The organism is Streptomyces sp. NPDC002276, from assembly GCF_053891435.1.
This window is the reverse complement of sequence record NZ_JBSFCQ010000018.1, coordinates 18,944-44,976: the sequence shown is the minus strand read 5'-3', so window position 1 is coordinate 44,976 and position 26,033 is coordinate 18,944. Positions and strand designations below refer to the sequence as shown.

The following is a 26,033-nucleotide window of genomic DNA, read 5'->3' as shown; positions in this document are numbered from 1 at the left end:
TAATGGCACCCGGTGCCGAAAGTGAAGAGGAAGCCACCATGATTCTTTCGACCGGTCGGTCTATATCGGCGCCGAGGTCCGGTTGAGCCGCCCGGACGTCATCGTCGTGGGGGCCGGTGGCAGCGGCGCTCCACTGGCCGCACGGCTCAGCGAGGACTCCGACCGCAGCGTGCTGGTGCTGGAGGCGGGCCCCGTGCCGCGCCAACACCCAGGATTCGCAGGTGAGTTGCTGGACGCGCGACTCGTGCCGGGTGCGCGGCCCGGACATCCCGCCGTCCAGCCGTACGCCGTCCACCTCACACCGGGGCGGCCCTACACGGTCGTACGGGGGCGCGTTCTCGGCGGGTCGACCACCGTCAACGGCGGCTACTTCGTGCGGGCCCGGCGCGAGGACTTCGACCGTTGGTCGGCCGCGGGAGGCGCTGCCTGGTCGTACGAGCGGGTACTTCCGCTGCTGCGTTCCCTGGAGACCGATCTCGACTACGGCAAGGACGAGTCGCACGGCGCCGAGGGCCCGGTACGGGTCCGGCGCACGGACCTCCGGCACCCCGCCGCCGTGGCGTTCCAGTCAGCCGCACGGGAGTTGGGCTACCCGGACGAGCCCGACAAGAACGCCCAGGACACACCCGGGTTCGGACCGGTGCCGTCCAACGCCGTGGACGGAATACGGGTCAACACCGGCGTCGGCTATCTGCTGGGCGCACTCGATCGGCCCAACCTGACGGTGATGGGCGGCAGTTCGGTGACTCAGGTGGTCATCGAGCGAGGCCGGGCGACCGGTGTCGTCGTCGAGTGCGACGGGCGTCGTACCACGGTGGAGTGCGGCGAAGTCGTGCTGTGCGCAGGGGCGTTCGGCTCCGCGCGGCTGCTGCATCTGTCGGGCGTCGGTCCGGACGAAGAGTTGGCGTGCCTCGGGATTCCGGTGACCGTCAACTCCCCTGCTGTAGGCGCCCGGTTCGGCGATCATCCGCAACTGGTGCTGGAGTGGCTGCCCCGTCGGCCGCTGCCCGCGCCCACCGACTCCTGGCTCGGCGGGTGCCTCCATCTGTCCGCGTCGGACGGCGACCACCCGGGCGATCTGGAGATTCTTCAGTCACTCGTTCCGATGGCGGGCCTGACCGGTGGCATCGTGACCGTCCCCGGCGCGCCTCTCGCGTTCCTCGCGTCCGTCCAGTCGCCCCGGCTCGGCGGCCGACTGCGCACGCTGTCGGCCGACGCCGCCACTCCCCCGCGTATCGACTACGGCTATCTGGAGACCGGCGAGGACCGGCGGCGGCTGCGTGAAGTGGCCCGTGCCACGGCCGCGTTGGTCGCCACCGAGGCGTTCGCGGAGGTGTCTCGCGGGCTCGTGGAGCCGGGGCCGGACGTGCTGGCGGACGACGGGCTGCTCGACCGGTGGATAGAGGCGCGGCTCGGCACCTCGCACCACACGTGCGGCACGGTTCCCATGGGCCCGGCCGACGATCCCGGGGCGGCCGTCGACCACTACGGGCGCGTGCACGGTGTCGTGGGCCTGCGCGTCGCGGACACGTCGATCCTGCCGGCTCCGCCGCTGCGCGGCCCGGCGGCCACCGCCGTGCTCATCGGTGAACTCGTCGCCGAGGCCATGCGGCGCGACCTGCCGTGACGCGGATCAACGGATCAGGCGAGGGCCGGGGCCGGGCCCTCGAAACCGGCCGCGAGTTGCCGCAGTCCCTGGTCCAACAGGTCGGCCAGGCTTGCCTGTTCGTCGGTCAGCCAGTGTTCGTAGGCGGCGATGCACGCGGCGAGGACGGTGTGGCCGATCAGCCCGGGCAGCAGATCGGAGGGCGCGCGGCCGGTACGTCGGGCGGCGAACTCCGTGACGAGGGTCCGCCACGACGCGTACCGCACCGTCGAGTCGGCCTGAAGCGTCGGCACCCGCAGGATGAGCGCCATGCGCTGCCGGTGCCAGGGCACCACCGCCGGGTCGAAGCGGTTGAACTCCACGACCGCCCCGCGCAGCGCGTCCATCATCGGGGCGACCGGATCGGCGGCCGCCAACAGGGCGTCGAGCTTGACCAGTTCGGCCGCGAAGTCGCCCCACACCAGGTCGTTCTTGGAGGCGAAGTAGCGGAAGAAGGTGCGGCGGCCGATGCCTGCGGCGGCGGCGATGTCCTCGACGGTCGTACAGTCGAAGCCACGCCGCGCGAACAGCTCGAAGCCCACCCGTTCGAGGACGGCCCGCGAGGTCGCGGGCGGTCGGCCCGTTCTGGTCGGTCGCTGTCCGTTGTCGCCGTTCGCACCATCCACAGCGCACATCATGCACAGGTGCGGGGGTCGGCGTGGTCCTGGACCACCCGCGTCACCATGCCCGCCACCGTACGAAGGCGGCGCTTGCGGAGGTCCAGGACGGGCGTCGTGACCGAAAGGCCCTGGAACGCCAGCAGGTTCATCAGGGCCCAGATGAGGTCGGGGCGTCCCACCACCGGGAGTTCTCTGCCGTCCGGGGCGATGACCCTGGCCTCGGTGACACCCGCGAGGAGGCTGGTGCGGGCCCAGTCGACCACGTACGAGCGGCCGTTCGGGCTGACGAGGAGGACGACCTCCTTGGTCCGGTGGAGGACCGTCAGATAGTCCATCGGGACCGTCAGCCGCCGGGCGGCGTCGAACGGGGGTGTGCCGTCGGCCGGTTGGATGCGCAGGACCGTGTCGAGGACCGGGCCGTGGTCCTGGAAGGTGGTCGTGCTCCGCATCTCCAGGAAGCGGGCGCGCGCCAACACCCCGCCGCGCCGCGACCAACGACGGCCGACCCATCCGAACTCACCTTTCTCACCCGGGAGTTGGTCCGCCAACCAGCGCGTCTCCTCGCCCGGCTCGCTCACCGGCGCCTGGTCCTCGGGGCGGTCACGGTACCGGTCGGCAAGAGCGGCGTAGCGTGCCGCCGTGTACGGGTCCAGTCGCCGCAGGTCGATCGTGTCGCCGGTCATGACGACGCCTCCGGCCTCCCGTGAGATCCGCATCTGCTGGAGCTGGCGGCCCGAGCGCCGGGTCAACTCGGCGGAGCGGCCTTCGAGATCGATCAGCTGGGCGGTTCGCGTACCCGAGAGCAGGGCGCTGCGCGGCCATTCGGGTGTGACGGCTCGCGGCGCCCCGGGAGCGGTCGGCTCGACGAGGACGACCAGACGGCCCGCCGTGATCGCCGACAGGCACACGGACGGCACCCGCCACTCGCCGGTGACCTCGAAGTCCCCGGTCCTGTCGGTGTCTTGGGTGTCTTGGGTGTCTTGGGTGCCTTGGGTGCCTTCGGTGTCGCGCACCCGCAGTCTCAGTCCGATCAGCGGTGTGAACTCATTGGGGGTGTAGTTGCCCACGTGGGTGGTGAAGGTCGACTCGCCGTCCGGGCTGTACCGGACCAGGGACGCCTCCAGCACGTCCGCCCGCATCAACCGCGCCTGCGGCGAGCCCTGTTGGGCCCGGGGCGCCATCAGCACGAAGGTGTCGTCCCGGTACGGGAAGCCACCGCCCTTCAGTCGGTCCCTGCGCGTGATCCCGGGAAACTCCTTCCGCGTCGAGCTGATCGCGGAGAGGGGGATCGTGAGCGTGATGGCCGCCCCGGCCGCCGCTACGGCCGCCGGCCAGCCCCAGCCGGGGTCCTCGTCCCAGGCGGAGTAGCCGAAGGCAAGGAAGATCGGGCCCGTACAACAGCAGAGCGCGGCGAACAGCAGATTGCCGATGAACACTCCGGCGCGGCTACGCATGGTCTGTCCTCCGTTCCTGTCCTCTGTGGACTCGCCTCACTGAAAACGCTCACCACTCGACCAGGACGCCGGACTCCGCGCCGTTCCACCGTGAAGCCCAGTACGACCGGGCCGCACAGACAACAGGGTCGCGGCGCTGAAGTACAGGATCGGCGGCGCCGCCCCCGTCGTCCGCCATGGCCATATCAGTTCCCCGGCGCCTGGGGCCTGCTCCGCTCCAGCAAGTCGGCCAAGATGCGCAGGCCGGGGAGGAAGGGCTCGTCGTAGAGGACGGTGTGCTTCCGGCCGGACTTGGTGATGATCGTCAGCCGGCGGATCCGGCCGGTGCGGAACTCGATCCGAGGCTCCTCCCAGACGTGGTACCGGGCCGCGTCGGAGTAGCCGAACGCCTCCAGCACCCGGCCGTCGAAGGAGAGGAGCGCGGACCGGGTCAGCGGAGCGTCGTACGGCAGGGTCGGCGTCACGGGGTCGTACCGTCCCCGGCGTAGAGGTAGGCACCCGGCCGGGCGGGGTCCGCGACCAGCAGCACCTCGTCGCCGGTGCGGGGGATCCGCAGCTTGGAGACAATGGCCCGCAGGGTGATCTGTTCGGCACTGCCGGACGGCTTCAGGACCAGGTCGACGACCGGGTCGTGGTTGATCAGTTGGCCGGTGTCGCCGATCGACAGCACGACGGCGGACGTGGTCGGCGCTCCCGCCGCGAGCAACTGCTGTACGCCGAGGCCGGAGTTGTACGCCCCCATCGACTCCTGGACCCTGGCGTAGTCCTCCTTGCCGAGAAAGGCGCGGGTGGTGCGGCCGTAGAAGCCCTTGCCTCCGGCCACCTGTGCCGCGATGTCCGCGGCCCGCTCCTCGCGGCTCTTGCGACGTCCGAAGAGTCCCATGACGGTTTCTCCTTCTGATCGGGTGGTGTCCCGTGGTTCCCGCTGTCCCTGTGGACGCTAGGTGCTTCCGTTCGCCTACCGATCCCAGGTTCGACCGCCCGATCCGGGACGACGTACCCTCCTGACATGCCGCTTCCGAGCCAGTCGACCGATGCGCGCCGTCCGCGCGCCATGGTCATCGACGGCTCCTGGCGTGCTCTCGGGCCGGGTCTTGAGCCGCTCAGCGGTCCCGGTGGCGCCCCGCTGACCCGGACCGTCAAGCTGATCCTGCTGCCGTTGGTCGTCCGGCCCGCGCTGCGTCCCGAACTCGCCGCCGACTTCCTCGCGCCGGATCCCGCCGCCCAACTCGACGCGCTGATACGGGAGTCCGGTGCGCGGCTGGTCGCGACGGCGCAGTGGTTCACCCTCCTCAAGCGGACCCGGCGGGCGTTGGGCGTGGTGGCGGGCAATCCCCAGGACCTGTATTTCCAGCGGTGCTTCGAACTCGCCGCCGAGCACGGAGCGCCCGCCGCCGGTGCGGGCGGCGGTGCGGGCGCGTTGGCCAGGGCCGTCGTCGAGGATGTGGCGGAGGCGGACGGCGGCCGTACGGTGGACGCGCTCAAGCGCCATCTGGCTGACGACGCCCAACATGCCCGTGTCGAAAGGGAGTTGGCCCTCGCGTGGGAGAGTCGCCGGACTGCCGCCACCTCCGGTACCGCCTCGGTGCTCGCGCGGGCTGCCGAGGTGCTGGAAGCCTGCGGCGCGCCGGACGGCCCGCGGAACTCGCCGGAGTACGGGGTCATGGTCGAGGCGGGAGACGGTGAGTCGCTCGGCCGCGCCATGTGGGCGGGCACCGACGGGGTCTGGAGCCGCACCGATCTGCCGGTCCATCTCGGGCTGACGGAAGGGCGGTTGGCTCCGCGTCCGCGGGTCGGCCGGAGCGCCTCGACGGCCACGCTCCCGGCGCCGTTGGACCGCACGCTCTGCGAGCGGCTCTTCGTCGTGCTCCAGTCCTCGGCCCGGCGCGAGGAACTGCCGACGGTCCCGGAACTCGTCCGGCGCGAGGTCGGCCGTAGCTGCGCTCCGCTCGGTCTGTACGACGAGAGCCTGCGCGTCGCCGTCGTACTCGGCGGCCGGCTCGCGGTCGGCCTCGACCCGCTGGGCACCGGGGAGTCCGCGCCGGGTCAGACCTCTGCGCACCGTGCGGTCAACAGCCGTTGGCGTCGGGAGGCCTCGGTCCTGCGCGCCCGTCGGATGACCGTCTCTCCCCGCCCCGATCCGGACGGCGGCGTGCTGGACGCCCTCGCCCAGGACCTTCGTACGCCCTGGGCCGCCTACATGAGGCGGTTGTGGGTGCGACTGCACGGGCGGGACGTCCGCGAAGCGCCGCTGGCGGACGCCGCGGCGGCCTGGGCGGTGCTCGACGGGGTCGCCCGCTCGGTGATGATGGATCACCGGGCCAGGGTCCGGTCGGCGCTACGCGCGCTGTCGGCGCCCACGGCACCACCGTCCGCCGTGGCCGAAGCGGCCGAGTCGAGGAGTGCGTGATGGCGCCGCCTCCCATCGATGTCCGCGTTGCGCGGGACGACGACGGCATCGTCCGCGTCGCGCGGGGCGAGGACGGCATCGTCCGCGTCGCCGACGGCCGTGCCGGTGCCGACTTCACCCGGGCGGTCCTCGACGTCGCCGGAGCGGTGCTGACCTGGCCCGTCCTCGGGGAGCCCGGCCCGCCGACCGCCGAGATCCACGACGTGGAGCGGGCGCAGCAGTGGTTGTGGGCGGTCTACGGCGAGGGCGTCGCCGCCGCCGTGCACGCCTGCGCGATAAGCCAGTCGGCAGAGACCGTGGTGCCGGTGGACCCGGCCTCGCTCGCGGCCGATGCCGCCCGGCTCGGTTTCGGGCACTGGGCGGCCCGCTGGTGGCCGGCCTCGCACCTCGACGGCATTCCGGCGCTCCAACCGGACCTGCTGGGGCTGGAGTTGGCGGCGCTGACCCATCAGTGCCAGCAGTTGTTCGACGGGGGTGGTGACAGTCCGGGGGGCTTCGGTGATCAGCCCGACGACTGTGCGGCCGAGTTGATCGAGGAGCACCGGGCAGCCCTCGATCCGCTGATCCAGTGGTGGCGCACCGCGTCGGCGGACACGGCACGGCGGTTGGAGCGCGTGCTGCGGCTGATCGACGACGCGGCGGACTCCGCCGGTCTGGACAGCCCTGAACTGCGTCGGCTGCGCTCGGTCCTGGACCGGTCCAGTCCGGCCACCGCTCCGCTGGACCTCGGCGCGCTGTTCCCCTCGCGTGACGGCTACGCCCTCGCCGCGGGTGGTGAACAGCTGGTCGGCGGCGGCCGGTTGATCGCACGAGGCTCGGGGACCAACGACTGGCGCCGCTATCCGCCCGGACTGATCGACGCCGCCGAGACCGCGGTGTCCTGGACCGCCCGCGCACTCGGCGCGCGACGGCAGTTCGAGGTCGACGTCGTCGCGCACGGCGCGGCACCCGTCACCGGGGCGCCTCTCGCGGCGGAGGTCCGGGTGAACGACGGCCCGCACACACGGGTCGCCCTCGCCAGACGGGACGACATGTGGACCGGCCGCGCGGACCTGGACCTGCCGCCCGGCGAGACACGGCCGCGCGTCGAACTCGGCGTGCTGCTGCCCGGCTTCGACCCGGGACCGGGCCCCGATACCGGAGCCGAACGCGACGCGATCCGCGCACTGGTCCGGCGGCGCCTCGCGGCGGCGGCACAGCCCGTCGCCAACGACACGCCACCGCACGGCAGTTGCCCCGCACCGCTCCTCGCCGAGATCGCCGCCGCCACCACCGATGAGGACTACTGACGGATGCCGGACCAGGAGGACGACACGACGGACGGCGTCGGCGCGGTGACACCGCTCTACGGCGAACCCTTCGACAGCGGTCTGGCCCGGGCCGAGGAACATCACCTCAACGCCGAAGTCGCCGCCGCAGTCGCCGTCTACGCCGAGTTGCTCACCCTGGCCGAGTCCCTTGAGGACTCCCCCGACGTACGGTTCCTGCGCGCGCACCTGCTGGCGAACATCGCGAGTGTCCAGCTCGCCGCCACGGACCTGGGGGCGGCGCAGGACGCCGTGGACCGGTCCAATGCCCTGCTCGACGGCATCGCGTTGGCACCGATGGGGCCGCGCGGCCGTCAGCTGTGGCTGGAGCTGGTGCTGCGGGCACTGATCGCCAGGTCCGATCTGCTGCGCAGGACCGGGCACCTGGACGAGGCGCTGGCCTGTCTGGACGAGGCGGCGCTCAGACTGCCCGAGTTCGACGACCCCGACGGCCTGCGCACCTCCGAAGTCGGCCTGAACCGGGTGCACTTGCTGATGGACCGGGGCGCGTGGGGAGCCGCCGAGGAACAGGCGTCGGCGCTGCTGTCGACCACCCCGGAGACGGCGGTGGAGACCATCCCGCGACTACTCGTCGCCCTCGGTCTGATCTGCTCCTCGACCGGACGCTTCGACGCGGCCGAGGACCATTTCGCGCGCGCCGAGGAGCACTTCCGGCTGCTGGGGAACACCGGTGAGCAGCAGACACTGCTGGCGCACCGGGCGTACGCCGCGCTGCACCGGGGTGAACTCGACCTGGCGGAGCGGCTGTTCGCGGAGGCGTCCGCGTTCTTCGAGCGGCAGAGGTGGTTCGGCGACCTCGCGGTCTGCGAGCAGGCGCGTGCGTTCCTCGCCGGTCAGCGCGGCGACGACAGCGGCGCGGAGGGCTTGTTGGCGGCGAGCCTGGAGCGGTTCGAACGGCTCGGCGCCTCGATCGCCGCCGCCGACAGCATGCTGCTGGGTGCCCAACACGCGTACGCCCGGGGCGACATCGACGAGATGAAGCGGCTGGCCCAGGAAGCCCGGGACGTGTACCAGGAGCGGGAGGTGTACGAGCGGTGCGCGCAGGTCGACCTCATGCTCGCGCGCACCCTTGAGGACAACCTGAACCGGACCGACCACGGCGACCGGGAGCGGGGGTCCATCGACAACGCGCTCTCCCTCGCGCTGCCCGCCGCGCTGGCCCTGGAGGCGGCACGCTACGACTTCGCCACCGCCCACGCGCGCAGTGAGTGGCTGCGGCTCGCCGAGGACGCCGTACAGCTGGTGTTCCGTCTGGTGATGCGTCGGCAGGACCAGGGGCTGCTCTTCGAACTGGCCGAACACCGTTGCGCGGGCGCGACGTTGGCCCTGACTCCGAGCAGGGACACCACCCCGGTCGAGGACCGCGCTTCCGTCTTCCCGAACGCGGCCATGAAGACGTACTGGCACGACGCGAACGACGATGGCGGGCCCGCGAACGGCACGATGGCCCTCGGTGGGGTGGCCGCCGAGGCCGCCGCCTCCGCCGGGCTGCGGGTCTCGCCGCCGCCGAAGGTGCGGATGTCGGCGCCGTCGGGCCCGGGACGTGTCGCGCTCCAGGAGTACATCGCGGCGGCCGAGTTCCGTTATCGGCGGCGGATCGTGGACGCGGAGGAGGTGCCGTTCTGGATCACCGCCGACATGACGAGCCGCCCGGTGGTCCAGATCCGGCTGGCCGACGCCGGTGATCTGTTCATGACCTGGACCTGGGCGGGCGGGGCCCGGGGGTTCGGCACCGGTCACGGCCCCGGCGACGAGGTGGACCGGGCGGTCCGCGCGCTCGCCGATGCCCTGCCGGGGGCGGGCGACGGGGCGGAGGGGATGCGCCGGGCGTTCACGGGCCCGCTGGCCGAACACGACAGTGAGCGTCGACTCGCGCGGACCCTGGCCGAGGCCCTGTGGCCGGAGGGTCTCACGGCGCAGATACGTCAGGTGTCGGAGCGGGCGGGCCGTCCGCTGGTACGGATCCAGCCGTCGCCCCGGGTCGCCCAGGTCCCCTGGGAGCTGCTCGCCGTGGACGACGAGGATGTCCGGCTCATCGACCTGGCGGACGTGGTGACCACCGCACCGGCGTCGGTGCGGCCACGCAATCCGTCGACCGCACCGACACAGAGCACGGACGCCGACACGGACACGGACACGGGCCCTGTCGTCCTCGTCCTCGACCCCCGGGTCCCCGGCTTCCGCGCCGACTCCCCGCTCGGTTCGGTGCTGGGACCGCCCGGCTCCGACCCGGAGCTGCTGTCGCTGGTCCGGCGCCATCTCGACGCGGGAGACGTCGTACCGTCCGTCGCCACCCCGCCCGAAGCCTTCCGCCGTACCGACCTGGACCGGGACTGGCTGAGCGACGCGCTCCGCAAGGGCGCCCGCAGGCTGCTGTACGTCGGCCACGTCAGCGGTGCGCCGGTCGAGGGCGGGCAGAGCGAGGACGGCACGCTGCACCTGTCCTGCGCCGCGGAGACCGTCGGCCTGGCCGAACCGCTGCGCACGCATCGGCCGCTGTCGGCCAAGGACCTGCTGCTGGGCACACTCCCGCTGCGCGCGGACGGCGAGCCGGGCGCGCGGATCTGGCCGGCGCCGACCCGGGTCGCCCTGATCGGCTGTGAGAGCGGCGGTGATCTGCGGTTCGCCGAGTCGTTCGGGCCGGCTACGGCGATGCTGCACAACGGTGCCGAGTTGGTCACCGCCACCCGCTGGGTGCTGCCGACCAGCCTCGCCTTCCATCGCCTTGCCCAACTGCCGGATTCCGTACGCCCGTTGTCGGAGGCGATCGTCGCCGTCGACGCGGCGCACGAGCACGAGGACCCCGTGCACCGGCTCGGCCGCTGGCAGCGCGAGCAGCTCGACCGCTGGCGCGCGGACGGCCGTATCGAGCACTCGCCCCTGCTGTGGGCGGCGCTGACCTGCATCGTCGTATGAGTCACATGAGTCGTATGACCGGGACCGCTCTGCCGTCTCTCACAGCCGGACGATGATCAGGGCCGTGTCGTCGGTGGCGCCGCCGTGCGGGAGCAGTTCGAGGAGTACGGCGTCCGCGAGGCCTTCGGGGTCGGTGTTCCGGTGGCGTACGAGGGAGTCGGCCAGGCGGATCAGGCCCCGGTCGATGTCCTCGTGGCGGCGTTCGATCAGGCCGTCGGTGTAGAGGGCCAGGGTCGTGCCCGGTGAGAACGTGGTGGCGGCCTGCGGTCGGGGCGTCGGGTCGGGGCGGGCGTCGAGGGGCGGGTCGGTGGCTCGGTCCAGGAATTCCACGCTGCCGTCGGGACGGACCAGGACGGGCGGTGGGTGTCCGGCGCTGCTGTAGGTGACGGTGTGCTCATCGAAGTCGACGAAGGTCGTGACCACGGTGGCGGACTCGGCGCCGTCGACGACGTTGGCGTAGCGGCCCAGGACGTCGAGGGCCTGGGCGGGGCCGTCCGCGACCCGGGAGGTGGCGGTCAGGGCGCTGCGCAACTGGCCCATGACACCGGCGGCGGCCAGGCCATGCCCGACGACGTCCCCCACGGACACGCCGATACGGTTGCCGCCGACCAGGTCGACGACGTCGTACCAGTCCCCGCACACGTTCAGGGAGCCGACGGCCGGCCGGTAGCGTACGGCGATCTGGTGGCTCGCGCCCTGTCGGCGGGTGGGCAGCATCGCCTCCTGGAGGGCGAGGGCGACCTCGCGTTCGCGGGCGTGGGCGCCGCGCAGGCGTTCGTTGAGCTCCTGGAGTTCGCGGGCGCGGGTGTACAGCTCGGCCTCCAGCACCCGGGTGCGACCGCCGCCGGAACGACCACGGGCCCGGATCAGCTCGGTGACCTCCTCGACGCGGTGGACCAGCAGCACGACCTTGCCGTCCGGGTCGAGGAGCGGTGTGTTGACCGGGCTCCAGTAGCGCTCCTCCCACTGCCCGGGGCAGGCCACGGACTCGACGTCGTACCGCTGGAGGGCCATGGTGTCGCGTTCGCCGGTGGCGATGACGCGGCGCAGTGAGGTCTCCAGGTTGCGCATGCCGGTGGCGGCGGGGTCGTTCGGGTTGTCGGGGAAGACGTCGAAGAGGAAACGGCCGACGACCTGCTCGCGGGTGCGGCCGGACATCCGCAGGAACTCCTCGTTGGCGTCGGCGTACACCAGGTCGGGTGTCAGCAGCGCCACCATGCCGGGCAGCCCCTGGAACACCGCCGCGTAGTCGATCGTCGCGTCCATCATGGCCCTGCCACCAATCACCGCTGTCACACCATTTTCTCACGATATAAGCAGAGCGAGCGGGCCTCGGGGGACGCATTGTGCCCACTCGGTCACTCGGCGACACACGACCGGTAGGGTGCCCCGGTGACCACGCCGCCCTCCTCCCCCACCCGGCTGATCGTGCTGCGCGGCAACAGCGCCTCCGGCAAGAGCACGGTGGCCACGGCGCTGCGCGAGCGGTACGGCCGGGGTATCGCACTGGTGCGCCAGGACGTCCTTCGCCGGGAGGTGCTGCGCGAGCGCGACGTCCCCGGCGGCGCGAACATCGGCCTGATCGACCTGACCGTCCGGCACGCCCTGGCGCACGGTTTCCACACCGTGCTGGAAGGCATCCTCTACGGCGCCCACTACGGCGAGATGCTGGCTGGTCTGCTCGCCGACCATCCGGGCCGGGCGCACTGCTACTACCTCGACGTGCCGTTCGAGGAGACCCTGGCCCGGCACGCCACGAAGCCCATCGCGGACGAGGTGAGCGAGCGCCAACTCCGCGAGTGGTACCGGCCGTTGGACGTACTTCCCGGCGGCGTCGAGACGGTGGTCCCGGCGGCGAGCCCGCTGGAGGAGACGGTCGACCGGGTCCTGCGCGAGTCCGGCCTGTGGGTCGGGAGCTCGTCGAACGGTCCTACGCTGTCCCCGTGATCGAGCGCGAGACCCCGAGCGCGGCGGCGGCCCGGCTCACCGGGTGCGCGGTGACCGGTGAGCGTCCATTGTCCGGGGCGGTCACCGAAGTCACGCTCGACAGTGGGCAGTTGGTGGTCGTCAAGGGCGATGCGGCCCCCGGCGCGGTGCGGGCCGAGGCGGCGGGACTGCGCTGGCTGGGGGGACGCCGATACGGTCCGTGTGCCCGCCGTGCGCGGGCTGGACGAGCGATGGCTGGTCACCGATCGTGTCCGCACCGGGCCGCCGAGTGCGCGGGCGGCGGTCCGTCTCGGGCGGGACCTGGCCGCCCTGCACGCCTCCGGGGCACCGGCGTTCGGCGCGCCGCCGCCCGACGGACCCACGGATGCGTTCATCGGGTTCGCGCCGATGCGCAACGTTCCCGCCTCCGACTGGCCCAACTGGTACGCCGGACAACGGGTGTTGCCCTATCTGCGCGGCGCGGTCGACGCGGGCACCCTGGACCACTCCGAGGCCGCGGTGGTGGAGCGGGTCTGCGCACGGCTGCCCGAACTCACCGGTCCCGCCGAGCCGCCCGCCCGCCTGCACGGCGATCTGTGGAACGGCAACGTGCTGTGGGGCGCCGACGGACAGGTCCGGCTGATCGACCCGGCAGCGCACGGCGGACACCGGGAGACCGACCTGGCGATGCTGCGTCTCTTCGGCTGCCCGTATCTGGCGGAGGTGCTGGCCGGATACCAGCAGGCCGCGCCGCTCGCCCCCGGTTGGACCGACCGCGTCGCGCTGCACCAGCTGTTTCCGCTGCTGGTGCATGTGGTGCTGTTCGGGCGCGGCTATGCGGAGCGGGCGTTGTCGGCGGCACGGGCGGCCCTGACCGGGTGACACCGGCCAGGGTCGCCCGTGACGGGACGGTCCGTGACAGGACGGTCCGTGACGGGACGGTCCGTGACGGGATGGTCCGGGTCAGACGTGCGGGCGGCGGCCCCGCTCCTGGTGCGGGAACTTCTGGTCCGCGCCCGGCAGCGTGGGCTTCGGCAACGTTGCCACTTCCTCCTGTGCCTTCTCCAGCTGCTCCGCCGTGTCGTGGGGCAGCCGGGGCGAGCGCGGGCGGGCGTCGCGGAAGCGGAACGCCGTGGTGAAGTCGCCGAAGGTCTCACGGCGCCAGTCGGTGACGTTCGGTTCCTCGACCCCGGTGAACCGCTCCAGGAACTGAAGCGCCGAGGTGTGGTCGAAGGCCTCCGAGGCGACCCAACCACCCACGGTCCAGGGCGAGATGATGATGGCGGGGACGCGGAAGCCACCGCCGATCGGCAGGCCCTGGATGAACTCGCCCTTCGTGCCGGCCGGCGGGGTCGGCGGCACGACGTGGTCGAACAGGCCGTCGTTCTCGTCGTAGTTGAGGATGAAGGCGGTCTTGCGCCACACCTTCGGGTTGGACGCGATGGCCTCGATCTTCGAGGCCACGTAGTCGGCGCCCGCCGCCGGGAGGTAGTCCGGGTGCTCCGACTGGTAGCTCGTGGGGCAGATCCACGACACCGTCGGGAGACGGTCGTTGCGCGCGTCGTCCTCGAACGTGCCGTGCGCCTGTGGGCGTACGCCCCGCTCGTACAGGTCGGAGCCGGGCTTGGCGTTCTTGAAGGACGCGAACTGCTCCAGCATGTTGGTGCCGTAGTCGTCCTCCTCCTGGTACACCTTCCAGCTGACCCCGGCGTTCTGGAGGCGCTCCGCGTACGTCGTCCAACGGTACGGCGTCGGCGCGGCGTTGCTGATGACCGGGCCGCCCAGGGTCCCGCCCGGGTCGATCGAACCGGTCATCCACATCAGGCGGTTGGGCCAGGTCGGCCCGAAGACCGAGCAGAAGTAGTTGTCGCAGATGGTGAAGGTCTCGGCGAGCGCGAACTGGAACGGGATGTCCTCGCGCGTGTAATAGCCCATCACATAGGGGCCGTTGACGCCGTCGGCCGCGCGGTGGGCGGGCAGCCACTGGTCCATCTTGCCGTTGTTCCAGGCCTGGTGCTGCACCGACCAGGCGTGGCTGGTGGACGGGATGGCCTGGGCGCTGGAGGTGTGGGTGTCGAGGTGGAACGGGAGGAGGTAGCCCTTCGGGTTCACCGCGTCCGGCTGGTAGAAGACGCTGCGCCCGGTGTCGAGTTTGCGAGCGTGCGGATCGGCGAATCCGCGAACGCCGGACAGCGTGCCGAAGTAGTGGTCGAACGACCGGTTCTCCTGCATCAGCATGACGACGTGTTCGATGTCCCGCAGCGAACCGTTCTTCGGCGGCTCGGCGGCGACTGCTTTCTGGACGCTCGGCGGGAGGAGGGAGAGAGCCGCGGCACCGCCCAGTGCGCCGGCGGCCGAACCCAGGAGTCTACGACGTGTCAACTCGGCCATGATTGCCCCTTCTTGAAGAGCTTCGAGGGATCTCGTGGACCAGACCTCGGATCACTCTCCGCCTTGCTCGGCAAGGGGTGTCAGGGGCGTGCGGTGAATTTGCGGCCAACGTGCGGAAAGGGGTTGGCCAAGCCGTGACCGGCAACATCCGGGCGTTGCCGAGGTGTTGCCAAACCTTGGGGGACGGCCGACCGGGGCATGATCCGACCCGGCCGAGGACCCCGCCGCCGTACCCTCGTTTCCCGTTTGCGAAGTTATCCGGGAATCGAACCTCGGGGGCGCAGCCGGGCGGCGATCGCGGCGACGTCGTCCTCGGCCTCCTGGACGTGGAGGCGGAGCACGATGTCGTCGAGGAGGCGGGAGACGCCCTGGCCGGGGTGGAGGCGCAGCCGGGCCAGGCGGGACAGGGAGACGTCGATGTCCTCGCCGCGTCGCTCGACCAGCCCGTCGGTGTACATGACCAGGGTGTCGTCGGGGGTGAGGGTGAGCGTGGTCATCTCGTAGTCGGCGGAGCCCGTGCCGAGGGGCGGGCCGACGGGGACGGGGATCAGTTCGCCGGCGCCGTCGCGGTGGAAGACGGCGGGCGGCAGATGGCCCGCGCTCGCGAAGGCGGCGGTGCCCCGGTCCGGATCGAGGAGGGCGAGCAGGCAGGTCGCGGGGCGGCGGTTGTGCTCCTCGGACATGGCGGTGTCCATCTGGCGCAGGATGCGGTGGGGCGGCAGGTCGGTGGAGGCGACGTAGCGCAGCATCGAGCGGTAGGCGTTCATGTCGACGGCCGCGTCCAGGCCGTGTCCCATGACGTCGCCGATGACGAGGAGGGTGCGGCCGTAGTGCAGTCGTACGGCCTCGAACCAGTCGCCGCCGACGAGGGTGCCGCTGCCCGCGGGGAGGTAGCGGGTGGCCATCTCGATGTTGGGGTGGGGGCGGCTGGGCTCGGTGAGCAGGACTTGTTGGAGGTTGAGGGCGGTGGTGCGCAGGCGGTGGTGTTCGACGGCGTGGTGCAGATGGGCGGCGGTGAGGCGGGCCGCGTAGTGCACGGCCGCGGCCTCGTCGTCGCCGAACGTGCGTCCGGCGCGGATCGCGAGGAGCGCGCCGTAGGCCCTGCCCCAGGCGGTGAGCGGCACGGACAGGGCGGCCAGGACGCCGTGGTCGTTGGTGGTGAAGGAGGTGGTGATCGGGTGGCCGGCGTCCAGGGCGCGGACCATGACGTCCTCGCGTGGCGCGCTGCGCAGGCCGTCCAGGAGTTCCTTGCGGCCGACGGCCGCCATGGGGTGCAGCATGCCGTGCGGTGCCGGGCGTGCCTCGTCCTGCGCGAACAGGTCGACGGCCGCGGCCTCGCACAGTTCGTCGACGAGGAACCTCGCGCACTCCGCGGCGGTCCTGCGCTCGTCGAGCGTCGACCCGATCGCGGAGACCGCCCGCCCAGCCAGCGCGAACCGATCCGCCGAACCCTGCCCCGCCCCGGTCACCTCGTCGTCGCCGTCCACCGCGGCCCCTTTCTGCCACCTCCATCCCAACACCCGCGCGGGCGTTCGGGCGGTAGCGACCCGTGGTGGGGTGCGATCGGGTCCGGGTCGGGGGCGAAACTCCTTGGCCGTGCTGTTCCCGCCGCGGATATCGTCCACTGCGTCCCCTTGATCACCGACGCAGAGAGCGACTCCGATGACGAACCAGCGACCGACGACCACCCTCTGGCGCCCCACCGGCCCCAAGGAGCTGGACCTGGTCCGGGCGCTCGACATGCGTGCCTGGCCGCCCCGGCTGCCCGAGCAGCCGATCTTCTACCCGGTCCTCAACGAGGACTACGCGATCCGGATCGCGCGGGACTGGAACGTCAAGCACGACGGCGCCGGGTTCGTGACGCGCTTCGAGGTGGAGACGGAGTTCCTGACCCGCTATCCGGTCCAACAGGCGGGCGGGCGAACGATTCTGGAGCTGTGGGTGCCGGCCGAGGAGCTCGACGAGTTCAACGCCCACCTCGTCGGCGAGATCCACGTGGTGCACGAGTTCCGCTGAGTCACGGGGGCCAGGCCGCCCCCAGCTCTACGAAAGTCTTTCGTAACCGAGGAATTTCCCGTGCTTGTCCTGGGTGTGAATTCCGTGTCAGTGTCCCGGCCAGCAGGCAGACGAGCCGCGGTGGGGCATCCGAAAGCCTTTCGGGCCGGTAGCCGTTTCCGCCTCTGTCCTGCGCACTTACGGCACGCCGAAAGAAGAGAGGCACACCATGCGGGGAATCCCGGTCACCGGACATCTCGGAAGCCCGAGAATTCGACGCGCCGTCGCGGTCGCGGTCACCCTGACCGCCGCCGCGAGCCTGGCCGCCTGCGGGTCCTCGGGACCGTCCACGAGCTCGTCGTCGAAGGGCCTGACGATGTGGGCGCTCAACGACCAGTTGATCCTCAAGCAGTCGGTGGACGCCTACAACAAGGACCACCCCGACGCGAAGATCACCCTGCGGCTGTTCGCGAACGACGACTACAAGCAGAAGCTGCGCGTGGCCTTCGGCGCGAACCAGGCCCCGGACCTCTTCTTCAGCTGGGGCGGCGGCGCCCTGAACGACTACGTCAAGGCCGACAAGGTCGACGTCCTGAACGCCACGGACGTGAACTCGGACCGCTACACCGACAGCGTCATGCAGAGCGCGACCTTCGACGGCAAGGTCTACGGCGTCCCCGTCAACGGCCTCGCCCCGGTCGTCCTCTACTACAACAAGAAGGTGCTGTCCGACGCGGGCGTCCAGCCTCCGAAGACGTACGACGACCTCCTCGCGGCCGTGAAGAAGCTCAAGGGCAAGGGCGTCACCCCGCTGTCGCTCGCGGCGAACTCCAAGTGGCCGACGCTGATGTACCTGGAGTACCTGCTCGACCGGACCGGCGGCTCGCGCGTGTTCTCGAAGATCGCCTCGGGTGACGCCGCCGCCTGGAAAGACCCGTCGGTCACCAAGGCCAACCAGAAGCTCCAGGACCTGGCGAAGGCCGGCGCGTTCGGCGACAACGCGTCCTCCGTCAGCTACGACCAGGGCGCCTCGACCGCGCTGCTGTACACGGGCAAGGCGGCGATGGAGGTGATGGGCACCTGGGAGTACGCCAACATCGCCAAGGCCGCGCCCGACTTCCTGAAGAAGGGCGAGCTGGGCTACACCGCGTTCCCGGCCCTGACCGGCGGCGCGGGCAGCCCGGCGAACATCGTCGGCAACCCGTCGAACTTCCTGTCGCTGAACAAGTCGTCCACGCACAAGTCGGACGCGCTGACCTACCTGAAGGACTACATCCTCAACGGCTCCCAGGTCGACGCCTATCTCGCCTCGGGCAGCGTCCCGCCGGTCAAGGGCCTGGACACCAAGCTGGCCGCGGTGTCGTCGGCCTCCGACAAGGCGTGGCTGACCTTCGTCTACGACCTGGTGGACAAGGCGCCGAGCTTCCAGCTCTCGTGGGACCAGGCGCTGCCGTCCGACCAGGCCGACCCGCTGCTGACCAACACTGACAAGTCGTTCCTGCGGCAGATCTCGCCGGCCGACTTCGGGGTGAACATGAGCAAGGCGGGGTCGTGACGATCACCACCACCCCCGTACGCCGGAGAGGAGGGAGCGGCCTTCTCATGGCCGCTCCGGCCCTGCTCCTCTTCGGTCTGTTCGGTCTCGTCCCCCTGATCGGCGTGGCGGCGCTCAGCGTCGCCCGCTGGGACGGTCTCGGTTCCATCAGCTGGGCGGGCCTCACCAACTGGACGTCCGTCCTCACCGACAGCGCCACCTGGCAGTCGCTGTGGCTCACCGTCAAGGTGATGGTGGTCAGCTGGCTGGTGCAGACGCCGATCGCCCTGGCGCTCGGTCTGTTCCAGGCACCGAAGGGACGGTTGCGCGCCCTGTTCGCGGTGCTGTTCTTCCTGCCGCTGCTGCTGTCCGCGGTGGCGATCGGCCTGACCTGGCAGGCGCTGCTCGACCCGTCCTTCGGCATCGGTTCCACGCCCGGCCTGCACTGGCTGGCGAAGCCGCTGCTCGGCTCGCCCCAACTCGCCCTGTACACGGTGATCTTCGTGATCGCCTGGCAGTTCGTGCCGTTCCACGCCCTGCTCTACCAGGCGGGCATACGGCAGATCCCGACCGCCCTGTACGAGGCCGCCGCGCTCGACGGCGCCGGGCCCGTGACCCGGTTCCGGCACATCACGCTGCCGCAGCTGAAGTACACGCTGGTCACGTCGAGCACGCTGATGCTGGTCGGCTCGCTCACCTACTTCGACCTGATCTTCGTCCTGTCGGGCGGCACCGGTGGGCCCGGCACCGCGACCCGCGTCCTTCCCCTCTCCATGTACATCACCGGTTTCCAGGCCCACGACATGGGCCGGGCCAGCGCGGTGGCCACCCTTCTCGTGGTCTTCGGCCTGGGCCTGTCGCTGCTGACCACCCGCCTGTCCGGCTTCACCCGGATGGACAGCCAGCAGGAGGGCATGTGAGCACCACCGTGACCAAGACCCGCACCACCGCCACCGAACGGCGGACCGTTCCAAGCCACCGGGCCGTGACGCCCGGACCCGTCCGGAAGAACCCCGTCCCGGGGATCCTGCGCCGCGCCCTCACCGGCGGCGCCGCCCTCTTCTGGACGGCGATCGTCGTCGTCCCCATCTACTGGCTCGTCGTCACCAGCCTCCGCAGCCAGTCCGACTTCACCTCCGACAGCCCCCTCGCGCTGCCCAGCCATCCGACGCTGGACAGCTACCGGACCGTCCTGGACGGCGACTTCACCACCTACCTCCTCAACAGCGTCGTCGTCACCGCGGGCACGGTCGTCATCGCCGTCGCCGTCGCGCTGATGGCCGCGTTCTCGATCGTCCGCAACGCCGGCAGCCGCTTCTCCCGGGTGTCGTTCCGCCTGTTCCTGCTGGGCCTGGCGATCCCGCTCCAGGCGGTGATCATCCCGGTCTACCTGCTGATCATCCGCATGCATCTCTACGACAGCCTGCTCGCGATCGTCCTGCCCTCGGCCGCGTTCGCACTGCCGATCACCGTGATGATCCTGGTCAGCTTCCTGCGGGACGTGCCGCGTTCGCTGTTCGAGGCGATGATCGTCGACGGCGCCGGCGACTGGCGCATGCTCTGGTCGCTCGCGGCACCCCTGGCCCGCCCGGCCCTGATGACGGTCGCCGTCTACGACGGCCTCCAGGTCTGGAACGGCTTCCTCTTCCCCCTCATCCTCACCCAGAGCGGCGACAAGGCCGTACTGCCCCTGGCACTGACCCTGTTCCGCGGCCAGTTCGGCATCAACGTCCCGGCCACGATGGCCGCGGTGGTGCTCTCCACCCTGCCGATGCTGGCCCTGTTCATCCTGGCCCGCCGTCAGCTCGTCGCCGGTCTCACCGCCGGTTTCTCCAAGTAGCCCCCACTACCGGGCAGTTCACACGCCACGACGGCCGGGCCAGGCGCCCGGCCCCGTCGGCGTGCCCGCGCAACACCGAGGAGTCGTGAATGACGACCACCATGCCCGACCACGGCGGCCTCCCCCAAGAGGAGAGCGACCGCCCCTGGACGGATCCCGCCCTGCCCACCGCCGAACGCGTCGAGGCGCTGCTCGCCCGGCTCACCCTGCCGGAGAAGGTCGCGCAGTTGAGCAGCACCTGGGAGGACATCGAGGCCGACGGCCCCGAAGTGGCCCCGGGCAGCAACCACTTCGGCCGTGTCGGCGACCTCGACGAGACCGCCCGGCACGGCCTGGGCCAGCTCACCCGGCCCTACGGCACCCTGCCCCGGCCCGCGTTGGAGCACGCCCGCCTGCTGGCCGGGCACCAGCGGCAGGTGGTGGCGCAGAGCAGATTCGACATCCCGGCCATGGCCCACGACGAGTGCCTCACCGGTTTCACCGCCTACGGCGCCACCATTTACCCCACCTCGCTCGGCATGGCCGCCACCTTCGACCCGGCACTGATCCGCCGGGTGGGCGAGGCCATCGGCTCCGACATGGCCGAGGCGGGCGTGCACCAGGGCCTGTCCCCCGTCGTCGACGTCATCCGCGACTACCGCTGGGGCCGCTGCGAGGAGACCTACGGCGAAGACCCCTACCTGGTGGGCGAGTTGGCCGAGGCGTATGTCACGGGGTTGCAGAGCGCCGGGGTGTACGCGACCCTCAAGCACTTCGCCGGGTACTCGGCCTCGATGGGCGGCCGTAACCACGCGCCCGTGGGGATCGGCCGCCGTGAACTCTTCGACGTCATCCTGCCGCCCTTCGAACGGCTCGTCGCCGCGGGTGTGCGGTCGGTGATGAACTCGTACGCCGAGATCGACGGCGAGGCGCCGGCCGCGAGCCGCTGGCTGCTGACCGAAGTCCTGCGCGACGCCTGGGGTTTCGAGGGAACCGTCGTCTCCGACTACTGGTCCCTGCCCTTCCTGGTGAACGACCACCGGGTGGCGGCCGATCTGCCGGAGGCCGGCGCGCTCGCCCTGACCGCGGGGCTGGACGTCGAACTGCCCGACCAGCGCGGTTTCGGCGACGCGCTGGTGCACGCCGTCGAACAGGGCCTGGTGGGCGAGGAGTTGGTCGACCGGGCCGTACGCCGGGTGCTTCGCCAGAAAGTCGAACTCGGACTGCTCGACGCCGACTGGGACCCGCGCCCGCCCGCCCTGATCGCGGGTGAACTGCACCTCGACAAGCCGAGGAGTCGTCAACTCGCCCATGCGGTGGCCCAGTCGAGTGCCGTGCTGCTGTCGAACGACGGCACCCTGCCCCTCCCGTCGACCGGCCGGATCGCACTGATCGGCCCCTGCGCCGACGACGTACGCACCATGTTCGGCTGCTACAGCTTCCCCAACCATGTCCTCGCCGAACGCGACGACCTTGGCAACGGTGTCGAGGCGGTCTCCCTGCGCCACGCCCTGGCGGCCGAACTGTCCTCCGTGGACTGGCGGTTCGAACCGGGCTGCCCGATCCGGGAGGCGGACCGCTCCGGTATCGCCGCCGCGGTCGAGGCGTCCGCCGGGGCCGACCTGACCGTGCTGGTCGTCGGTGACAAGGCCGGCATGTTCGGGATCGGCACCTCCGGCGAGGGCTGTGACGTGGAGGACCTGCGGCTGCCGGGCGTGCAGGAGGAACTGGTCGAGGCGGTGTTGGCGACGGGTCGGCCGGTCGTCCTGGTCGTCAGCAGTGGCCGCCCCTACGCGGTGGGCCGGTTCGCGGCCACCGCCGCGGCCATGGTGCAGGTCTTCCTGCCGGGCGAGGAGGGCGGCCGTGCGGTGGCCCAACTCCTGGCGGGGAAGGCGAACTTCAGCGGCAAGCTGCCCGTGCAGATCCCGACCACACCCGGCGGCCAGCCCTACACCTACCTCCACGCGCCGCTCGGCGACCGGCAGAGCTGGCTCTCCAACCTCGACCCGACACCGGCGTTCCCCTTCGGACACGGTCTGTCGTACACGGGCTTCGAGATCGACGGGCTCGGTGTCGACCGTGAACTGGTGCCGGTGGACGGCGAGTTCACCGTCAGCGCGCGGGTGCGGAACACGGGGGCGGTCGCGGGGGCCGAGACGGTCCAGCTGTACGCGATCGACCCGGTCGCCCAGGTGACGCGGCCGGTGCGGGCCCTGCTCGGTTTCGCCAAGGTGGCGCTTGAGCCGGGCGAGGAGGCGACGGTCCGTTTCCACGTCCACACCGACCGGCTGGCCTTCACCGGTCTGGCGGGGCGGCGCATCGTCGAGCCCGGCGAGATCCTGCTGCGGATCGGCTCCTCCAGCCTGGACACTCCGGTGCGGGAGACGGTCCAACTCGTGGGCGAGGAACGGGACGCGGCGGTTCTGCGGCAGCACTCGGTGCCGGTGAGCGTCGAGCGGGAGTAGTCGAACCACCCGCACGAGAAGTGGCCCCGCCGGCCAATCCGACCGGCGGGGCCATCTTCTTGTTGGAGCGACGGCTAGCTACGCGTCCACTGCTGGTTAGCGGTGCCGAGCCCGGTCCACAGCTCGACCTTCGAGCCGTTGGCCGTCCCCGAGCTGGTCACGTCGATGACCAGGCCGTTGGAGCGGTTGACGATGGTGCCGTCCACGCGGAACGCCCACTTCTGGCTGGACTTCCCGTTGCAGGCCCAGAGGATGAGCGTGGTGCCCGCGGTGGTGCCGTCGCCGTTCGCGGCAAGGCAGTTGCCGTTGACGCGGAGCTCACCGGCCGTGGTCTGTGTGATGGTCTGGTTGGCGTTGCCGGAGCAGTCGTAGATCTGGACCTGGACGCCCGTCGCGCCGTTCGGGACGTCGAGGCAGCGGCCGGAGTTGGTGCCCTTCAGGGTGAAGGTGGCGGCCGTGGGGAGCGGGTCCTGGACCAGTTGCCAGTCCTGGGAGCCGTCGGTGGTCGCCGCCGCGACGGTGACGGAGCCGCCGGCGGTCGAACCGGTCATGTAGAGGCTGGTGTTGAGGACCGAGCGGAGCTTGTAGTAGCCGCTGGTCGAGGACGCGACCTGGGTCCACTGTTTGTCGGTGGCTCCGTCGTCGACCCACTGGGCCAGCTTCTGTCCCGCCGTCGCCGTGCCGGTCCAGATGGCGACCGAGCGGCCCCCGGCCTTGTTGAGCAGCGTGATGTCGCTGCCCTTGGCGGTGAGGTGCCAACGCTGGGTGTTGTCGGTGGAGTTGGCGGCGCTCAGGATCAGGTCGGGGGTGTTCCCGGTGAGGTTGGCGTCCTGGGTCTTGCCGGACGCGGGGCTGAGCACCTGCCCGGTGAGCCGGTTGACGAGGCTGTAGTAGGCGCCGTCGGAGCGGCCGAGGTCGACCTCGGCGTACTTGACGGGGCCGACGCTGCTGCCGCTCCAGGACGCCTGGAGGACGAGCACGCGTCCGGTACCGTCGACGTACTGGAGCGTGCGGCTGTAGCCGGCCGCGATCGACGTCTTGTACTCCTTCCAGGTGCCGGTGGAGAGTCCGGACTCGTTCACCCAGACGTCTCCGCTGCCCGCCGCGTTGTAGACGATCCGGCCGTCCGGCATGGGGAGGAGGACCGGGCTGCCGCCGGTGGCCAGGGTGGCTCCGCCCGAAGGGACGGGCAGCGAGGTGATCGGGTTGTCCGTGGCGGAGAAGAACTTCGTCGGGTCGTCGGAGATGCGGTAGCGGACGTTCGTGCCGCCGCCCCAGTACTCGTACGTGAGCAGCCACTTGCCGTCGGTCGTCGGGGCGATGGTCGTCATGCCCGGCCGGCCGCCGCCGATCTCCGTCTTGCCGCCGGTCATGGTCACCGTGGAGCCGGGGACGTCAACTACCGGGGAACTCCAGGCGGTTGAGGTGGAGCCGTCCCAGGTGCGGTGCAGGAGGACCTGGCCGCCGGAGTCCGTCGCCGTGTCGTTGGCCGGGTCGAGGGTCGGGGCGCCGGTGGTGGTGTTGTAGCCGGTGTAGTCGTCCTCGTCGGAGTAGTAGGCGATCAACGTGCCGTTGTGGGCGAGGAGATGGGGTTCCCAGACGGGGTCGACCTGGGCGGAGGTGTTGGCGGTGGAGACCCGGCCGATGCTGCCCGCGCTGCCGCCCTGCCAGCCGCCGGCGGCGATGATGTTCTGGATGGTCCAGGTCGCGCCGTCGTCCGTGCTGGAGTACAGGGCGAGCGCCACGTCCTTGCGGTCGCCGTCACTGGTGGGCGTCCAGCTGGAGTTGGCGGCCTTCTGCTCCTGGTAGTAGTAGTCGTCGCCGGAGACGATGCTCGCCAGCAGCAGGGTGCCCGCGCTCAGGCTGCCGACGTTCTGCGGGAGGACGTAGAGATACGGGTTGGTCCAATTGCTCGTGTATTTCGCGTATTTGGAGTCGCTGGAGAGATAGGCGGGGGCTTTGACGTCGGCCAGTTTCGCCCATGTCGTGCCGCTGTCGTCGCTCTTGTAGATGGGGAGCGTCTGGCCCACCGGGGCGGTCTGGTCGTTCTCGAAGGTGGCCACGATCCGGCCGTCCGGCAACTGGGCCGACTTCGGGTAGAGCACGCACGGGCTCTTGTTGCAGGCGGCGGTATTGGTCGCCGTATACAGATTGGCGGGACTCGGCTGATAGGCCGACGCGCTTGTCGCGGAGGCGATGGCGAATGCCATGCCTGTGCCGAAGGCTGTCGCCCACGCGAAAGCCTTTCGCACCCAGGATCTTGTCAACGGCTTTCCTTTCACCGGGAGGGGGTCCGGGCAGGAGGCCAGTATTCGCAGCGGACATGGCAATGTCACCGCCGCGTTTCGAAAGTGTTTCGCGGAATGGGGAGTTACGTGGTATTGACGCGTCTCCGCACGGACGTGGAAGTCCGCAGTACGAGTTCCGTCGCCAGCTCGATGCGCGGGGACACGGGCGGCCGTCCCTGGGCGAGTTCGAGGAGTACCCGGGTCGCCTCGCGGCCGAGTTCCTCGAAGGGCTGGCGTACGGCGCTCAGGGGCGGGCAGGCCATCGCCGCGACGAGTGTGTCGTCGAAGGACATCACCGCGAGGTCGTCCGGCACGGCGAGCCCGTGCTGCCGGGCGGCCTCCAGCACGCCGAGCGCCTGTGCGTCGCTGGCCGCGAAGACGGCGGTGGGCGGATCGTCGGCGTCCAGGATCTGGGCGCCGGTCGCGAGCGCCTCCGCGTAGTCGAAGTCGGTGGAGCGGACGATCGTCGGGTCGTATGCGATCCCGGCCTCCTCCAGCGCGGCCCGGTAGCCGTGCACCCGCGCCGCCCCGGCCAGCGAGTGGGAGCGGCCCGCGATCATGCCGATGCGGGTGTGGCCGAGGTCCAGCAGGTGCTGTACGGCGTCGCGGGCGCCGCTCCAGTTCGTCACGCCGATGCTGGGGATGTCCTCGGAGGGTGCGCTGAGCGGGTCGATCAGGACCACCGGGAGACGCTGTTCGACGATGCGGCGCTGGTCCTCCTCGGACAGCATCGAGATCACGATGACGATCCCGGCCGCGCCCAGCGCGACGCACTGCTCCAGCCACCCGGAGATCGAGCGGCGGCCGGTCGTGCCGGTGACCACGTCGATGCCGAGTTCTCCGGCCGCGTCCACGATGCCGCGGACCACCTCCAGCGTGTACGGCCCGGACAGGTCACGGAAGACCGCGATGATCTGGCGGGGTGTCGCGGGGTCCCGCTCCCAGGGCCGGACGAAGCCGTGCCGGGCGAGGAGTTCCTCGACCCGTTCACGGGTCCGGGCGCCGACGTCCCGGCGTCGGTGCACCACCTTGGACACCGTGCTGAGCGAGACGCCCGCCTCGGTGGCGATGCTCGTGAGGAGGCCGTACTGCGCCTCCAGTTGTCCCTTGCCGCGACCTGTCACCCGATGCCCGTTCCGCTCGCCGAACACCGATGCGCCGGACCGCATCGCGTAGCTGGCCTGTAACTTTGCCGCAAGGTAACGGGGCGTGGGCCGTGGAGGCAATAGCGGTGCACGGGTC

The 26,033-nt window shown here is 71.0% G+C and carries 19 protein-coding genes and 1 pseudogene; 11 read left to right on the top strand and 9 right to left on the bottom strand.

Annotated features, from left to right (window positions below; genetic code table 11):
- Positions 1 to 82 precede the first annotated feature (82 nt).
- Positions 83 to 1,627 carry a mycofactocin dehydrogenase MftG gene (gene mftG / locus ACWIHT_RS35950; RefSeq protein ID WP_456172529.1) on the top strand — a complete coding sequence of 515 codons (1,545 nt, stop codon included), beginning with the start codon at positions 83 to 85 and terminating at the stop codon, positions 1,625 to 1,627.
- A 14-nt stretch (positions 1,628 to 1,641) separates the two neighbouring features.
- On the opposite strand, the gene mftR is transcribed toward mftG, so the two are convergent.
- From mftR to ACWIHT_RS35930, 4 genes are all read right to left on the bottom strand, one after another.
- The gene (mftR, locus tag ACWIHT_RS35945) at positions 1,642 to 2,271 is read right to left on the bottom strand and encodes a mycofactocin system transcriptional regulator (protein ID WP_456172528.1); all 630 of its coding nucleotides are present in this window, start codon (positions 2,269 to 2,271) and stop codon (positions 1,642 to 1,644) included.
- Between the two features lie 8 nt (positions 2,272 to 2,279).
- On the bottom strand, positions 2,280 to 3,719 hold the full coding sequence (locus ACWIHT_RS35940) for a hypothetical protein (protein ID WP_456172527.1): 1,440 nt from the start codon (positions 3,717 to 3,719) through the stop codon (positions 2,280 to 2,282).
- Between the two features lie 185 nt (positions 3,720 to 3,904).
- Positions 3,905 to 4,183 (bottom strand): hypothetical protein, encoded by a 279-nt coding sequence (locus tag ACWIHT_RS35935; RefSeq protein ID WP_456172525.1) that lies wholly within the window; start codon positions 4,181 to 4,183, stop codon positions 3,905 to 3,907.
- Positions 4,180 to 4,602 (bottom strand): hypothetical protein, encoded by a 423-nt coding sequence (locus ACWIHT_RS35930; RefSeq protein WP_456172524.1) that lies wholly within the window; start codon positions 4,600 to 4,602, stop codon positions 4,180 to 4,182. Before ACWIHT_RS35930 ends, ACWIHT_RS35935 begins: the two co-directional genes overlap by 4 nt.
- Positions 4,603 to 4,728: 126 nt before the next feature.
- Here ACWIHT_RS35930 and ACWIHT_RS35925 point away from each other — a divergent pair, with 126 nt between their 5' ends.
- The 3 genes from ACWIHT_RS35925 to ACWIHT_RS35915 are packed head-to-tail and all read left to right on the top strand — an operon-like array spanning position 4,729 to position 10,373.
- Positions 4,729 to 6,129 (top strand): hypothetical protein, encoded by a 1,401-nt coding sequence (locus ACWIHT_RS35925; RefSeq protein ID WP_456172523.1) that lies wholly within the window; start codon positions 4,729 to 4,731, stop codon positions 6,127 to 6,129.
- Positions 6,129 to 7,418 (top strand): hypothetical protein, encoded by a 1,290-nt coding sequence (locus tag ACWIHT_RS35920; RefSeq protein ID WP_456172522.1) that lies wholly within the window; start codon positions 6,129 to 6,131, stop codon positions 7,416 to 7,418. The genes ACWIHT_RS35925 and ACWIHT_RS35920 overlap by 1 nt, the downstream gene beginning before the upstream one ends.
- A gap of 3 nt (positions 7,419 to 7,421) precedes the next feature.
- On the top strand, positions 7,422 to 10,373 hold the full coding sequence (locus ACWIHT_RS35915; protein ID WP_456172520.1) for a CHAT domain-containing protein: 2,952 nt from the start codon (positions 7,422 to 7,424) through the stop codon (positions 10,371 to 10,373).
- Positions 10,374 to 10,412: 39 nt separating this feature from the next.
- On the opposite strand, the gene ACWIHT_RS35910 is transcribed toward ACWIHT_RS35915, so the two are convergent.
- A complete protein-coding gene (locus ACWIHT_RS35910) occupies positions 10,413 to 11,642 on the bottom strand; it encodes a PP2C family protein-serine/threonine phosphatase (RefSeq protein ID WP_456172518.1) in 1,230 nt (409 codons plus the stop codon).
- 123 nt (positions 11,643 to 11,765) lie between these two features.
- Here ACWIHT_RS35910 and ACWIHT_RS35905 point away from each other — a divergent pair, with 123 nt between their 5' ends.
- Together ACWIHT_RS35905 and ACWIHT_RS35900 are read left to right on the top strand one after the other, a co-directional pair.
- Positions 11,766 to 12,320 carry an AAA family ATPase gene (locus tag ACWIHT_RS35905; protein ID WP_456172517.1) on the top strand — a complete coding sequence of 185 codons (555 nt, stop codon included), beginning with the start codon at positions 11,766 to 11,768 and terminating at the stop codon, positions 12,318 to 12,320.
- Positions 12,317 to 13,181: pseudogene (locus ACWIHT_RS35900) on the top strand (fructosamine kinase family protein). The gene ACWIHT_RS35905 and the pseudogene ACWIHT_RS35900 overlap by 4 nt, the downstream one beginning before the upstream one ends.
- 81 nt (positions 13,182 to 13,262) lie before the next feature.
- Here ACWIHT_RS35900 and ACWIHT_RS35895 read toward each other — a convergent pair.
- Together ACWIHT_RS35895 and ACWIHT_RS35890 are read right to left on the bottom strand one after the other, a co-directional pair.
- On the bottom strand, positions 13,263 to 14,690 hold the full coding sequence (locus ACWIHT_RS35895) for an alkaline phosphatase family protein (protein ID WP_456172516.1): 1,428 nt from the start codon (positions 14,688 to 14,690) through the stop codon (positions 13,263 to 13,265).
- Between the two features lie 254 nt (positions 14,691 to 14,944).
- Positions 14,945 to 16,177, bottom strand: coding sequence for a PP2C family protein-serine/threonine phosphatase (locus ACWIHT_RS35890; protein ID WP_456172515.1), 1,233 nt, complete (start codon positions 16,175 to 16,177; stop codon positions 14,945 to 14,947).
- Positions 16,178 to 16,352: 175 nt separating this feature from the next.
- Between ACWIHT_RS35890 and ACWIHT_RS35885 the strand changes: the two genes are divergently transcribed.
- The 5 genes from ACWIHT_RS35885 (at position 16,353) to ACWIHT_RS35865 (ending at position 22,503) form a co-directional block, all read left to right on the top strand.
- Positions 16,353 to 16,706: a hypothetical protein gene (locus ACWIHT_RS35885; RefSeq protein WP_456172513.1), complete on the top strand. Its 354-nt coding sequence runs from the start codon at positions 16,353 to 16,355 to the stop codon at positions 16,704 to 16,706.
- Between the two features lie 208 nt (positions 16,707 to 16,914).
- Positions 16,915 to 18,240, top strand: a complete 1,326-nt coding sequence (locus tag ACWIHT_RS35880) for an extracellular solute-binding protein (RefSeq protein ID WP_456172511.1) — start codon at positions 16,915 to 16,917, stop codon at positions 18,238 to 18,240.
- Between the two features lie 47 nt (positions 18,241 to 18,287).
- Positions 18,288 to 19,139 (top strand): carbohydrate ABC transporter permease, encoded by an 852-nt coding sequence (locus ACWIHT_RS35875; protein ID WP_456172510.1) that lies wholly within the window; start codon positions 18,288 to 18,290, stop codon positions 19,137 to 19,139.
- The gene (locus ACWIHT_RS35870) at positions 19,136 to 20,059 is read left to right on the top strand and encodes a carbohydrate ABC transporter permease (protein ID WP_456172508.1); all 924 of its coding nucleotides are present in this window, start codon (positions 19,136 to 19,138) and stop codon (positions 20,057 to 20,059) included. The genes ACWIHT_RS35875 and ACWIHT_RS35870 overlap by 4 nt, the downstream gene beginning before the upstream one ends.
- An 89-nt stretch (positions 20,060 to 20,148) precedes the next feature.
- Positions 20,149 to 22,503: a glycoside hydrolase family 3 N-terminal domain-containing protein gene (locus ACWIHT_RS35865; protein WP_456172507.1), complete on the top strand. Its 2,355-nt coding sequence runs from the start codon at positions 20,149 to 20,151 to the stop codon at positions 22,501 to 22,503.
- A gap of 74 nt (positions 22,504 to 22,577) precedes the next feature.
- On the opposite strand, the gene ACWIHT_RS35860 is transcribed toward ACWIHT_RS35865, so the two are convergent.
- Both ACWIHT_RS35860 and ACWIHT_RS35855 read right to left on the bottom strand, forming a co-directional pair.
- Positions 22,578 to 24,713 (bottom strand): RICIN domain-containing protein, encoded by a 2,136-nt coding sequence (locus ACWIHT_RS35860; protein WP_456172506.1) that lies wholly within the window; start codon positions 24,711 to 24,713, stop codon positions 22,578 to 22,580.
- A gap of 161 nt (positions 24,714 to 24,874) precedes the next feature.
- Entirely contained in the window at positions 24,875 to 25,915 is a 1,041-nt protein-coding gene (locus ACWIHT_RS35855) for a LacI family DNA-binding transcriptional regulator (RefSeq protein ID WP_456172504.1), read from the bottom strand.
- Positions 25,916 to 26,033: the final 118 nt, after the last annotated feature.

Excerpts from the sequence above, each read along its gene's own strand:
- ACWIHT_RS35860 (WP_456172506.1), bottom strand. The coding sequence starts at position 24,713 with ATGGCATTCGCCATCGCCTCCGCGACAAGCGCGTCGGCCTATCAGCCG.
- ACWIHT_RS35920 (WP_456172522.1), top strand. The coding sequence starts at position 6,129 with ATGGCGCCGCCTCCCATCGATGTCCGCGTTGCGCGGGACGACGACGGC.
- ACWIHT_RS35925 (WP_456172523.1), top strand. The coding sequence starts at position 4,729 with ATGCCGCTTCCGAGCCAGTCGACCGATGCGCGCCGTCCGCGCGCCATG.
- ACWIHT_RS35940 (WP_456172527.1), bottom strand. The coding sequence starts at position 3,719 with ATGCGTAGCCGCGCCGGAGTGTTCATCGGCAATCTGCTGTTCGCCGCG.
- ACWIHT_RS35865 (WP_456172507.1), top strand. The coding sequence starts at position 20,149 with ATGACGACCACCATGCCCGACCACGGCGGCCTCCCCCAAGAGGAGAGC.
- ACWIHT_RS35875 (WP_456172510.1), top strand. The coding sequence starts at position 18,288 with ATGGCCGCTCCGGCCCTGCTCCTCTTCGGTCTGTTCGGTCTCGTCCCC.
- ACWIHT_RS35880 (WP_456172511.1), top strand. The coding sequence starts at position 16,915 with ATGCGGGGAATCCCGGTCACCGGACATCTCGGAAGCCCGAGAATTCGA.
- ACWIHT_RS35930 (WP_456172524.1), bottom strand. The coding sequence starts at position 4,602 with ATGGGACTCTTCGGACGTCGCAAGAGCCGCGAGGAGCGGGCCGCGGAC.
- ACWIHT_RS35910 (WP_456172518.1), bottom strand. The coding sequence starts at position 11,642 with ATGATGGACGCGACGATCGACTACGCGGCGGTGTTCCAGGGGCTGCCC.
- ACWIHT_RS35895 (WP_456172516.1), bottom strand. The coding sequence starts at position 14,690 with ATGGCCGAGTTGACACGTCGTAGACTCCTGGGTTCGGCCGCCGGCGCA.
- ACWIHT_RS35915 (WP_456172520.1), top strand. The coding sequence starts at position 7,422 with ATGCCGGACCAGGAGGACGACACGACGGACGGCGTCGGCGCGGTGACA.
- ACWIHT_RS35885 (WP_456172513.1), top strand. The coding sequence starts at position 16,353 with ATGACGAACCAGCGACCGACGACCACCCTCTGGCGCCCCACCGGCCCC.